Annotated in this window: 14 protein-coding genes; 4 read left to right on the top strand and 10 right to left on the bottom strand. The window is 38.7% G+C overall.

Features of this window, described 5'->3' with window-relative positions; all coding sequences use genetic code 11:
• Positions 1-181 precede the first annotated feature (181 nt).
• Positions 182-1,783, bottom strand: coding sequence for a peptide ligase PGM1-related protein (locus HWQ37_RS19115; RefSeq protein WP_292749686.1), 1,602 nt, complete (start codon positions 1,781-1,783; stop codon positions 182-184).
• A gap of 574 nt (positions 1,784-2,357) precedes the next feature.
• On the opposite strand from HWQ37_RS19115, the gene HWQ37_RS19110 reads away from it, so the two are divergent.
• The 3 genes from HWQ37_RS19110 to HWQ37_RS19100 all read left to right on the top strand — a co-directional run bounded on the left by HWQ37_RS19110 (position 2,358) and on the right by HWQ37_RS19100 (position 3,945).
• Complete coding sequence (locus HWQ37_RS19110; RefSeq protein ID WP_292749690.1) at positions 2,358-3,230, top strand: SDR family oxidoreductase; 873 nt, start codon at positions 2,358-2,360, stop codon at positions 3,228-3,230.
• Positions 3,231-3,495: 265 nt separating this feature from the next.
• The gene (locus HWQ37_RS19105; RefSeq protein ID WP_179063889.1) at positions 3,496-3,753 is read left to right on the top strand and encodes a hypothetical protein; all 258 of its coding nucleotides are present in this window, start codon (positions 3,496-3,498) and stop codon (positions 3,751-3,753) included.
• Between the two features lie 45 nt (positions 3,754-3,798).
• Positions 3,799-3,945 carry a hypothetical protein gene (locus tag HWQ37_RS19100; RefSeq protein ID WP_292749684.1) on the top strand — a complete coding sequence of 49 codons (147 nt, stop codon included), beginning with the start codon at positions 3,799-3,801 and terminating at the stop codon, positions 3,943-3,945.
• 162 nt (positions 3,946-4,107) lie between these two features.
• Here HWQ37_RS19100 and HWQ37_RS19095 read toward each other — a convergent pair whose 3' ends face one another.
• On the bottom strand, positions 4,108-4,836 hold the full coding sequence (locus tag HWQ37_RS19095; RefSeq protein WP_292749682.1) for a hypothetical protein: 729 nt from the start codon (positions 4,834-4,836) through the stop codon (positions 4,108-4,110).
• A 423-nt stretch (positions 4,837-5,259) separates the two neighbouring features.
• The gene (locus HWQ37_RS19090) at positions 5,260-5,478 is read right to left on the bottom strand and encodes a hypothetical protein (protein ID WP_292749680.1); all 219 of its coding nucleotides are present in this window, start codon (positions 5,476-5,478) and stop codon (positions 5,260-5,262) included.
• Between the two features lie 741 nt (positions 5,479-6,219).
• On the opposite strand from HWQ37_RS19090, the gene HWQ37_RS19085 reads away from it, so the two are divergent.
• Entirely contained in the window at positions 6,220-6,684 is a 465-nt protein-coding gene (locus HWQ37_RS19085) for an Hsp20/alpha crystallin family protein (protein WP_292749678.1), read from the top strand.
• A gap of 260 nt (positions 6,685-6,944) precedes the next feature.
• On the opposite strand, the gene HWQ37_RS19080 is transcribed toward HWQ37_RS19085, so the two are convergent.
• From HWQ37_RS19080 to HWQ37_RS19055, 7 genes are all read right to left on the bottom strand, one after another.
• Complete coding sequence (locus tag HWQ37_RS19080; protein WP_292749676.1) at positions 6,945-8,867, bottom strand: FHA domain-containing protein; 1,923 nt, start codon at positions 8,865-8,867, stop codon at positions 6,945-6,947.
• Complete coding sequence (locus HWQ37_RS34660) at positions 8,864-9,013, bottom strand: DUF6760 family protein (protein WP_363318153.1); 150 nt, start codon at positions 9,011-9,013, stop codon at positions 8,864-8,866. Before HWQ37_RS34660 ends, HWQ37_RS19080 begins: the two co-directional genes overlap by 4 nt.
• Positions 9,010-9,393 carry a phage tail assembly protein gene (locus HWQ37_RS19075; RefSeq protein WP_292749674.1) on the bottom strand — a complete coding sequence of 128 codons (384 nt, stop codon included), beginning with the start codon at positions 9,391-9,393 and terminating at the stop codon, positions 9,010-9,012. The genes HWQ37_RS34660 and HWQ37_RS19075 overlap by 4 nt, the downstream gene beginning before the upstream one ends.
• 148 nt (positions 9,394-9,541) lie before the next feature.
• Positions 9,542-9,889 carry a hypothetical protein gene (locus HWQ37_RS19070; protein ID WP_292749672.1) on the bottom strand — a complete coding sequence of 116 codons (348 nt, stop codon included), beginning with the start codon at positions 9,887-9,889 and terminating at the stop codon, positions 9,542-9,544.
• Between the two features lie 159 nt (positions 9,890-10,048).
• Positions 10,049-10,576 (bottom strand): phage tail protein, encoded by a 528-nt coding sequence (locus HWQ37_RS19065; protein WP_292749670.1) that lies wholly within the window; start codon positions 10,574-10,576, stop codon positions 10,049-10,051.
• Positions 10,577-10,735: 159 nt separating this feature from the next.
• A complete protein-coding gene (locus tag HWQ37_RS19060) occupies positions 10,736-11,209 on the bottom strand; it encodes a phage tail protein (RefSeq protein ID WP_292749668.1) in 474 nt (157 codons plus the stop codon).
• Between the two features lie 125 nt (positions 11,210-11,334).
• On the bottom strand, positions 11,335-11,808 hold the full coding sequence (locus tag HWQ37_RS19055) for a phage tail protein (RefSeq protein ID WP_292749666.1): 474 nt from the start codon (positions 11,806-11,808) through the stop codon (positions 11,335-11,337).
• Positions 11,809-12,122 lie beyond the last annotated feature (314 nt).

Genomic DNA, 12,122 nt, shown 5'->3' with positions numbered 1-12,122 from the left:
CGAAGTTTTACCCCACCCTAACCCTCCCCGATGCATTGGGGAGGGAACTAGATTTATTTTTCCCCCCAATACATCGGGGGGATTAAGGGGGGTAATTTGACTTGTGTGTACACCGTAGCCTTATAAAGGAGAGGGAAGCTAGAGACAGGATAAAGTTTTGCATCTTATTTAATCCATGTTCCTAACTATGTTCATCCCAAACTACGGGAAAGGAATAATCTGAAAACACCGAGAAATGATGATTTTCGCTGCGGGTTTCTTCATCCAGAACTTTGACAACTTTGTTATAAATGTCTTGTGCTTGTTGTGCGGAATCACCGATACTAGTTAATCCCATCTTGCCAAACTGCGAAAGGCAACCCATAAGATGAAACACTGTACCCGTTTCTGTACCACTGTCAAAGTGTAGTCTGTGGTAAGCGATGATATCCATCAAATCATTCGGTAATAATCCCTGATAGCGCTCTTTTTGCAGATTATCAGTGGCAATGTAATATTTTGGACGGCCTTGTTGACTATAAAATAAACCCGTGGAAAGGTCATAACGACCGTTCGTTAATAATTTCAGGGTCATGAATGGATGAGTTGTACCGCCTTTACGTAGGTTAATTTCGATCGCTTGAATATCCCAATCTCCGTTACCCTGATCAACGGCGATAAAATCTACACCAAACCGCTCTAAAGTGCCTTTTTCTGCGAGTTTTCTGCCAACTTGAAGTCCCAATTGCTGTAATTGCAATCGATATCTTTCATCAGCAGGAAAGCTACAACCAAGATAAATCTGACCGTCTGGACCTCCGAGAATTTGGTCGTGGGTTGAAAGGATTTCTACTTCGCCATTGGGTGTGATCCTTCCTTGGACGCTGGGCGATCGCTTAATTTCCCCTTCCACAAATGCTTCAGTAATTGCCCCTAATTCCGGGATTCTTCCCGAAAAATTCTCCCACGTCTCTTGTTTTGCTTGAAAGCGCATCGTTGAAAAGCGATCGCTAATTGCTGCTATCCTTTCGGCATGAGTCCCAATGTTTGGTGCTAAATTCTCAATCGGTCTAAGATCCAGTAATGCATTCCCCTCTCCAGAAATGCCTTCGTTGAGTTTTACTACTACCCGTTTTAATGTTGGTTGACGTTCCCACAAATCAACAGTAGCTTCTGCCAAATCTGTGTGGTTCCAAATTTTTTCGCTGCCATCTGGATGCGGTACTTTGCTTTCTTTGAAGATTTGCCGACTACCACTTTTTGTTCCCCAAATCTGTAAATCTGGTGCAGCAGCATATAGTGGTACACCTAATTTTAAAGACAATTCGCCTTCCCAGTGCGAAGAGTTGTAGCAGATCATAAATGATTTGTCTAGCCGCAAAGATTGATGAATTCGCTCTAACAGGCGGGGGCGTTCTAAAATCTTTTGGCTTAAGGGCTTCAGGGAGGAATCGTAAGTAGAAAGTAATAGCAAGCGATTGCGAGCGTGAGAAAAGGGAATTCCTGGCAACAGTTGCAGATAATAATCAATGATACTCGGATGCAGTGGTACTGATGTTACATAAATCAACCGAGTTTGGGGATTTCGCAACCGAATTAAAGAAAATAGTAATCTTTCTTCATAATGCTCGCAGCCTTCGATCTTTTGGAGTTCGCGCTGGTCGAGACTCAAAGAAGGAATAATTAAAATATCCGCTTCACTATTGTCAAATAGTTCGCTCGTTTTCCAGCGATCGCGCAGGGTTAATTGTAAGTGGCGAAACTTTTCAACCTGTTCTAACTCGGAAATATTTAGTGTTGCCATAACCCCTGCCCTCTAATGATCTCAATGTAGCGCACCATGAAGGCTTTTGGAAAATGTCTAGTCGCCGTGTCAAGATTCAGATAGTTTTGTAAAAAAAATCAGCAAGTCTGCAAATATCAATCAATCTATAGCAACCCACATAAAATCGGCTTTTTTAATTTGTTTTCTGTCTTAAGGTTGAGCTAATTGCAGGTTACTTTACCTCTAGGGGGCGATAAAGTACAGCAATATAATAGTTAACTTAAAAGCAGATGAAAAAGATAAATTCTTCATCACATTAGAGTTGTGTACTTATTTTCATGGTCAGATGTGAGCATAAATAATGTAAGTTGCATACAGTTGTTAGAAATAAGTAAGTTTGGCAAACATTCAGGATATAAATGCCTAAAATTGCAAATGGCTAATGAGAGTCAAAGTAAAAAATAAACCTTGGGTTGAATTTTTGATCCAAGGTTTAGTTATGAAATAGGGAATAAAGGGAGATGAGGGAGCAGGGGAGGTAGGGGAGAATAACCAATGCCCAATGCCCGATGCCCAATTCAATATTCAATATTCAATTACCAAGGTAAAACAGATGGCTAAATCAAAAGAGAAGAAAGAGCAAAAATTACAACCGCCACAGCAACAAGAAGTACCAGGTGTTGAATCAGAAATGACACCAAAACCCAAAGCAGATGATGCTCAATATCGTGGTAGTGGTAAGTTACAAGATAAAGTAGCATTGATTACAGGTGCAGATAGTGGTATAGGTCGTGCTGTTGCGATCGCATTTGCAAAAGAAGGTGCAGATGTGGCGATCCTTTATCTTAACGAACACGATGATGCCAAAGAAACAAAACATTTAGTAGAAAAACAAGGGCGTAGTGCCGTAACCATTGCAGGTGATATTGGCAATGAAACTTTTTGTCAGCAAGCCATACAACAAACAATTGGTGAATTTGGCAAACTCGATATTCTCGTCAACAACGCCGCCGAACAACATCCGAAAGAAAGTATTGAGGAAATCACCGAAGAACAACTAGAGCGAACTTTTCGGACTAATATCTTCTCAATGTTTTTCATGACTAAAGCTGCACTCAAGCATTTACAAGCGGGCAGTGCTATCATCAATACCACATCAGTAACAGCTTATAAAGGTAGCCCACATCTACTAGATTATTCCTCTACAAAAGGTGCGATCGTTGCTTTTACTCGTTCCTTATCAAAAAATTTGATCTCCAAAGGAATTCGCGTTAATGCTGTCGCACCAGGGCCGATTTGGACACCTTTAATCCCCTCAACTTTTCCTGACGAGAAAGTTGAAACCTTTGGTAAACAAGTACCAATGGAACGAGCCGGACAACCAGAAGAAGTTGCTCCTAGCTACGTATATTTAGCCTCTGATGATAGTTCTTATGTATCTGGACAAGTATTACACGTCAATGGTGGAGATGTGATCAATGGGTAATTAAAATAGTTAGGAGTTAGGAATTAGGAATTACAGCATAATTCAGGAGTAAAACAGACTTTATACCTGGGTAACACACTTATCTTGTGTACCTCACCAACTTGAAATCTGCTGTATAATCGATATATTCTTAATTTATAACTCCTAATTTTTAACTCTTAACTTATAACTCTACCCTGATGGTCTTCCATTGGAGGGATGAGTCAATGTGAGAATATTGATAATCTATTTAGCAGCGTACATTTAAGAAATAATAACTACGTCTATGGCATCTCTTACACCACTGCATGGCACAGAATTAGTAGATTGTGCTAGAGCAAATGCCAAGCAAGGGATTGAAACTGCTGCTTATCAATGTGGCTATGGTCAAGACCTCAACAAATTTGCACAAGAACTCAGACAAGCTTGCGAAGAAATGAATTTACAAGTGAAAGAACTTAGTGGATTGATTACTGAACAGGACTTGATATTGGAATTAGGTACTGGCGAAATTATTGCCCCAGAGACAGAATCAGAATTGTAAAAGTTAGTCATTTGTCATTTGTATTTTTTTATTCACTAATGACGAATGACTAATGACTATTTTCATCGCTTAAAATTACTCGCGCCAATCACAAGTAGGCAGCCTATACCTTCTCTGCGAGATGCTACGCGCATGGTGATTTTTTCTACGGAACGCTGCGCGATCGCTAACGCAGAGCTTATTTATTCTTAGTAAACCAGATGACTTACCTCCGAAACAGATTTATTAAGTAATTCAAATAAAAATTTCGTAGATATTAAAGATTATCTATGGAAAGATGGTACTCTATATCTAGAATACATATAACTCTAATTTTCATAATATTTGCAATATTATTCTGCATTCAGAGTTTCATCAAGATGATCCCTGATTTTTGATTTGTTTAGATGTGGCTTCCATAAAGTCGATAAAAACTTTGATGAGCTTATGAATTCCCTCGCTACCTCCTGCAATTAAACCTCCTGTCAACAATGCATCTAAACAACGGAAAATAACTACTTGTATGGGATTATCCAAATCAATAACTACAAGTGGTTCAATTGAGCGAATACCTATTGCACTCATTAAAAGACCGAATAAAAGAGATGTCCACAGAGCAATTATTCGTGTATCAGATTTATAGGCTGTCTTTTGGCGCTCTTTTTCATTTATCTCATCCATTTGTGGCTTGAATATTTTTAACGAATCTTGTTGATTCTGTGTAAAGTTTTGGATAATTTGCTGTTCTAAACTCATTCCTTCGGGTGGAAGTCCACTGGTTTGATTAGATTCTAAAGAAGAAAATTGGTTCTGTTGTACTTCCATAAGTCTTATCTTCTCAGAAAGTAGAGCCTTTTTTTGCTGAATACTAATATCTAATTGTTCCACGAATGGGCCACGCCAAGTAGTTATAAAAACTTCTAAAGAGCGCTCTAGCAACAAAGAAATGAATAATTGTAATGTGAGTAACTGGACAATATCATTAACCCCAAATGGTTTTAAAACGAATGGTTTAGATGATAACCAAGTTGATAAAGTTACTACTAGAAAACTAATAATGATTAACACAATAAATAGAGGAGATTCGGGAGAAAGCTTTAGCAACGTATGTATACTCCTGTTTCGCGTCACAAAATCTAACACAGCCTAGAGGTGAAAACTACACCTGCTGAGTAACTTAACAACGTTAATTTGATAGAACAGTAAATAATTTATGACCTGTCCATTTTTTCTAAGAGTGTGATTTGAGGGAGCGATCGCACCTTATACCATTTTTGATTTTAGATTGGGAAAGCATTGCAGTGCTACTGTGCAGGATGGGGCGACGCTAGAGCAAGTAGCAACCCTAGCAGCAACTAAAAACCCCTCCAAGCTTTTGAAGGGGTTAAAGTAATTTTTGCTAGCTAATGGATGGTGATTAGGGGGAGACAGGAGCTTTTTCTGCTCAGTAACGCATTTTCTTGTCAAAGCAACCAAATGATAGTACAGCATTTCATAAATCCATTACGAACCTCCGCAAGCCTGTACTTAGTAAGATAAATCATTAGTGCTGCCGAATGATGTCAGGTGCGACTCCACGGCGTTTAGATAACCTTTATCATTCAAAGCTTGTGCTGGGAAATTGTTAGAGCTGATAGCTATAGGTTCGCCACTATTGTTAGTAGCTATTTGAGCGCCACCGATTCCAGGTAATAAAGCAATAGAAGTAACAATGAGTACAGAATCGATCAAGATAGAGAGTTTCATAGAATTATCCTTAGTTAGAGTAAATTGCAATTAGGGTTCTTGAGTAATAGAATCTTATTTTTTCTCAGTCTCAACTTCCTGCACTCAGTTCACCTGAACGATTGATTTGTTGCTCACCCATTTGGGTGATTTAATTGAGCGCATCCTAGCGAATCATTCAAAGTTGCTAAGACCCATCATCTGATAAGCAAGAGCAGCAGTATCAAAGTGTGTACCCCACCAACTTGAAATCTGCTCTATATATTTAACTGAGGTTATCTAAAAATTTATGCAGCATTGTTACTCATACCATTTCTTTGCAAGGCTGCGCCAAACCCTTTTAAATTCTTCTTTCTTTCTTTCTTTCTTTCTTTCTTTCTTTCTTTGTGTCCTTTGCGTCCTTCTCTGACGAGACGCTGCGCGAATGCGGTTCGTTTTCTTTCTTGTACTTAAATATGGTTTAGCGCATCTTCATACAGCATTGTTACTCAGTTGTAGGCATCGCAGTTATGCACTATTCCCTTCAACAGCAGATTCATTGATTTAGTATAATTTAATCTAATTTGTCTATTCGGGTTTCCCGAACATACAAATTAGAGTAAACCGTAAAATTTGTTCATACCTAATTTGGTACGGTAATCATTAATTATTTAGTGTTAAAAACCGAATTTACCTAGTTTTAACTCTACGTAATATGAATATGTAAGCACAAATTGAAGTGCAAAATTCATTAGACAAAACTAACTGATGCGAGGAAAGATTATGACACTAGTTCGTTGGAACCGTTGGAGAGAAATTGACACTCTACAAAACCAAATTAATAGTTTATTTGAAGAGACTAGACTACCATCTGCATTGTTTGAAAAAGGTTTAAGCAAAGTTCCTGCTGCGGAAATTAAAGAAACTGAAGATGCGATTCATCTGAAGCTAGAACTACCAGGAATAGAAGCGAAAGACCTAGATGTACAAGTCACAGAAAACGCTGTTTACATTAGTGGTGAGCGGAAATCTGAAACCAAAACAGAGGAAAAAGGTGTTACCAGAAGTGAGTTTCATTACGGTAAATTTCAACGTGTAATTCCTCTATCGGCTCGGATTAAAAACACTAACGTTACGGCAGATTATAAAGACGGCATCTTGAATCTGACTCTGCCTAAAACTGAGCAAGAAAAGAACAAAGTTGTCAAGGTTAATTTGGAACAACCTGCTAAGCTAATCGGCATTTAAGTTGCATAAAAGCAGGGCTGAAGCCCTTACTACAAGCGAATCATTCTGGAAAAATGAATGACGATTAGCTTAACTAATAGTTAGCGATCGCACCACACACTACTACACACTACTTTACCTCCAATGATTGATTGAAATAGTTAAGAGCTTGGTCATACGAGTGACCAGGCTTTTTTCTTGTCTACAAACATTGAAATGGTCAGATAGCCGACCTATTGAATAAGTCGGGTATCTTGTTGTTCGTGACTAATTTAGAATTGCTATATGTGTTTAAGATAATGCACAATCGCTTCTGCTGTTGGCAAATTAGTCGCCAATAAAACTTGATTAATAGTGCATAATCTTAACAGTGCTTCTTCATTTGCTTGACCAGGCTGAGGTTGCAGCAAATCTCGCAGGAAAATAACTGCTAAAATTTCTCCAGATCCAACTAATGAAGCAATTGTTTGATATCCTCCAGAAGTTGGTGCAGAGGTTTGTTGACTAACAGTTATCCCAGCCTGTTTATGTAAGACTTCGCTAACAGATGGCCAGGTAATTGTAAAACTCTCTGCAAAAAATTCTTGATGTTGAGAAACCAATTCAGCAAGTTCTGATTTCTTGCTTTCATGAGCGATGAGTACGATATTTCTGTCAATCACTGTTTCAAGAGGCTCACTGATATTTGTTTCTTCTGAAGTTTCATCAAAACGATCTTCTTCTACTTCAGAAACCTCTTCAACAGTTTGACTAATATTTTCAGTAGCTCCACTTTTTGTTGTTTCTAAAGATTGACTATCATCTGAGTCAGAAACTTCACTTACCTGTCCAGAAATCTCATCAACATCATCAACATCTACATTGACTTCTTCAGTACTTGTATCACTTAAATCACTTTCCGCAACATCCTCATCATGTGCAGTCAATGTTTCATCCACCGCAGAAGTAGGTTCTATTTCTTCAACATCTGCGCTGTCTGCTGGTGTAACTGACGTATCCCAATCTACCGCTTCATCGATATCTTGTGTAACTTGGCTCAATGCTTCTTGTGGCTGAATCTCTGCGTCTTCAACAACTTCACTCACTTCTTCTGCCACTGGCGTTTCTAAATCTACGACTTCATCATGATTAGCTTCGGAAATCTGACTTTCTTCCTCAGATACTCGGTGGAAAACATCGCGCGGCTGTACGGAGGTAACTTCTGCTGCCAGTGCTGCCTCCAATGCATTCTCATCATCGGTAGCTTCGGGAATGGCAGGAACTTCGTTCATATCACGTGGCTGTACGAAGGTAACTTCTGCTTCTAGTGCTGCCTCTAACTCTGCATTTTCATCGTCGGTAGTTTCTGGAATAGCACTCGTATCACGCTGTTGTATGAAAGTAGATTCTGTTGCCAGTGCTGTTTCAAAGTCTATACCCTCATCGTGTTTAGCTTCTGGAAGAACACTTTCATTTTCGGGAGTTTCAATGATGTTTTCAGGTGCAGCTATAGCGTCATCAGGTTGAGTCAAAGAAACTTCAGAGGCTTCGCTGACTTCTGGAACCTCTACTTCCTCACTATCTGGTGTAACTAATGTCGACAAATCCACAACTTCATCACCAACATCGTGTGAAACTTCGCTGACTGCTTCTGGTGATTGAATGATGTTTTCAGGGGTGACTATCTCAACAACCGGGATGACATCATCACTTTGAGTCGAAACATTTGAGATTTCGCTGATTTCTAGGGAAGGTGTTTCTACTTCTTCATTAATAGGCGCTGGAACTTCGCTGACTACCTCTGGGGCTGGATTAACGACGTTGGGAGTGCTGATATTTTCAGGCCGCGGTCGAGAAAACAGTGAAGGATCTATAATTCTAAGGACTGTCTCTGCTTGCTCAAAAACAGGAGCAACCCCTTCCAAAATCAAAACATAATCTGCAATCCTGATCACATCTCCATCACTTAAAGAATATGGTCGATCTTTTTCAGCTTGTTTCCCGTTAAATATTGAGCCATTTCTACTGCCCATGTCAGAGAAGTAGTAGTTTCCACTTCTAACAAAAAACTTAGCATGTACCCGACTGATATCAGGACTGTCTAGAACTAAATCAGAATCGGGAGAACGACCTATTAGCCATTCTCCTCTCGTTGGAGTTTCTGTGGTTAGGTCAACTTCATTGACTTCACTTAGATTTGGTGAGTAGCTAACTTTTACTTTCATATTAATTTTTGGTTAATTTTATTGATTTCTGCCACCCAGCGCTGACGAGTAGTGTGTTCTAAATTTAAAATATCATCTTGTGACCAATGGAAATAATAAGCAATAAAAGCTACCTCCTCATATAAAGTATCAGAGGGGTAGCTTATGACTCCCCCGCTAGTTCTAGCTCCACTGAAAATTGAGTATTACAGTGGGGACATTGTGTCGGAATATGTACATTACCTTGCTGATTAATTCGATTGTAAAATTCTCTAAGATAGGCAATGTCATGTAAGAGCAGTCCTTCGAGTAAATCAGGGCTAACAGAGTTGAAACTGCCCAAGCGAGTGATGACCTGTGCAAGCATTACTAAAACGCCGTAAGCTGGATTTTCCTGAACTTTGCGCTCTTGTTGCACCAAAATTTCATCTTTGGCGGTGGCTAAACGCATCACCCCATGACGATGTACTCGGTGTTCGCCATCACTCAATCCTCTAGGAAGAGTGAAGGCAAATTCTGTACAGAGAGTATCCTTTTTACGTCGCATAGGTAATTTTGGGACTGGGTATTGGGTATTGGGGACTGGGTATTGGGCATTAAGAATAGGGGATGAGTCTTTAATACTCGTGAATGAGTCTTTGCTCTCTGCTCCCCATCCCCCATACCTAATGCCCCATGCCCAATTCCCAATTCAATTATGAAGAAAGAAGTGCTTCGGGGGAATTTACCGTGTCTTCTGGTATGGAAGTTTCGCCTTCCAATCCATTGATTCGACGGTAGAAATCTTGGAGGTAATTTAAATCTTGGGCAAAAAAGTTTTCTACTATTGCAGGACTTACATCAGATAAAGCACCCAAATGGGTAATGACGCGCGACAAGATAATAATTGTGGCATAAACTGGATTGGCTTTTACCCTTGGATCGCGCAAGGGTGAAATCTCATCTATCGCCGTTGATAATCGCATTACACCTTTGCGGTGCAGATTGCCTTCAGAGTCTAGATACCCTTTAGGCAGTGTAAATTCAAACTCTGTGGGAAACATACTCCTCCTGATTATTCTAAGTAATCAGACAAAATGAATTACATAATTTTTTCTAAATTTTGTGAGAATTTTTTCAACAGATGCAACAAAAGGTTGCCAATTTTTGTAAGCATCTCATCTCTATAGATATAAATCGCAACCAAATGTAAACCAAATGTATCAATTAAATACCTGATTAACCATTCCTTTAGCTTTGTCTATCAAAGTAACTTCTACGCGTTTAAAATCCTCATAAGCAATCTCTAACTCCTCAATTGCTACTTCACTACTGTTAGCGTTACAATCAGCAATTTTGTAACTAGTAGGCCAAGCACCGGCTAATTCAAATTTAGCTTGTGGCATGGTATCTTGATCGTAAATAGTTAAAGAAATATATTCACGCTGTTTAGCCCACTTACCTGCTTCAACTTTTTGAAACCAATTCCAAAAATCTCTACAATTACTTAAACCATTACATAGAGTAATATTGCCACTCTTAGCATTGCCAGGAAGTTTCGTTATAACCACCTTGCCTTTTGATGCATTTCCCCACTTTTGAGAAGTGACTTCACAAATTTCAATTACATCTTGGGTTCTTTGAAAACCCTTGCATTCTAAAAAGTAGCCATCGCTTGAACCTATGTCTAATCTTAAAAAGAAACGATAAGTTGTGAGAAATTCAGGTAGATCAAGATGAAAGCCAAACATTCTGTTTCACGGTGTATATTTAATAAATTTGAATTGTTATGCAAATCTAGTTTTACTTAGCAATTAAGGTTGCTATCACTTAGTATATAGCAACCTACCGCTAAAAATAGACAGACAATTCATAAATTGATAAAACCCAACAATTGAGTTTGATGCTGCTTAAGTTACTTCATTTTTTTGTGCGATGATTTCATAACCCTCAATAGAGACTTCAACCTTCTCTGTTGACGGATCATTTTTTGTCACATCGAATTCTGGACCTGTATATGATTCGGGAAAGCAGTTTTTCAGATTATAACGGATTACTTCAGTTGACTTATCTTGGGTATAACCAACAACTGAAACTGCTTTCCGATTGTCATCCCATTGACGAGGTTGCCCATCTACACTACAAGCTTTATACCAATTGTGCAGAGTCTCGTCACCATCATAATTCATGGTAATTGTGACATTATTAAACTCCGCTTGTCCTGGAAGATTTTGACTTCTTACCTGACCATTTTTGCCTGAGCCTCTAGGGTTTCTAGTGCCATTATTTTTTGCCCCCAATCCTGTGATCGATACAACAAATTTATCAGTAATGCCATCTGCTTCAAAGTAAAAGACAGAAGCAACAAGATATTCCCCAGCCATATCTCATTTCCTAATAAGTGTATACTGTGGAAAAATTTCAGAAAATTCTAAGCAGTTACCCATTAAGAACTTTCACCAAAGTTCTGAATCTCTTGATCAAACCGAACAATTGAGTTTTATGCTGCTTAAGTTACATCATTTTTTTGTGCGATGATTTCATAACCCTCAATAGAGACTTCAACCTTCTCTGTTGACGGATCATTTTTTGTCACATCGAATTCTGGACCTGTATATGATTCGGGAAAGCAGTTTTTCAGATTATAACGGATTACTTCAGTTGACTTATCTTGGGTATAACCAACAACTGAAACTGCTTTCCGATTGTCATCCCATTGACGGGGTTGCCCATCTAAACTACAAGCTTTATACCAATTGTGCAGAGTCTCGTCACCATTATAATTCATGGTAATTGTGACATTATTAAATTCGGCCTGTCCAGGTAAGTTTTGATGTACTACCTTACCACTTTTGCCTGAGCCTCTAATGCCTTTAGTAGCGTTATTTTTTGCCCCTAATCCTGCTACTGATACAACAAATTTATCAGTAATGCCATCTGCTTCAAAATAAAAGACAGAAGCAACAAGATATTCCCCAGCCATATCTCATCTCCTAATAAATTAACAGTGTGGAAAAATCTCAGAAAATACTAAGTTGTAGCTACAGAATTCTCTCTTTGTCATGAGTCATTTGTAAACACAAATAACTCATGAAGTTCCTCATGGAAAATAGTAAAATCTCAGGTTTTCAGACGAAAACAGACACCTAATTCATAATTTCATCAAAGTGAACAATTTAGTTCTGTGCTGATTAAGTTACATTACCTTGCTGTTGGATGATTTCATAACCCTCAAGAGAGATTTCAACCTTCTCTGTTGACGGATCATTTTTTGTCACATCGAATTCTGGACCTGTA

The organism is Nostoc sp. NMS4, assembly GCF_017115095.1.
Lineage (GTDB): Bacteria > Cyanobacteriota > Cyanobacteriia > Cyanobacteriales > Nostocaceae > Nostoc.
Note: the sequence above shows the minus strand (reverse complement) of the source record. Positions and strands in the feature narration are given on the sequence as shown.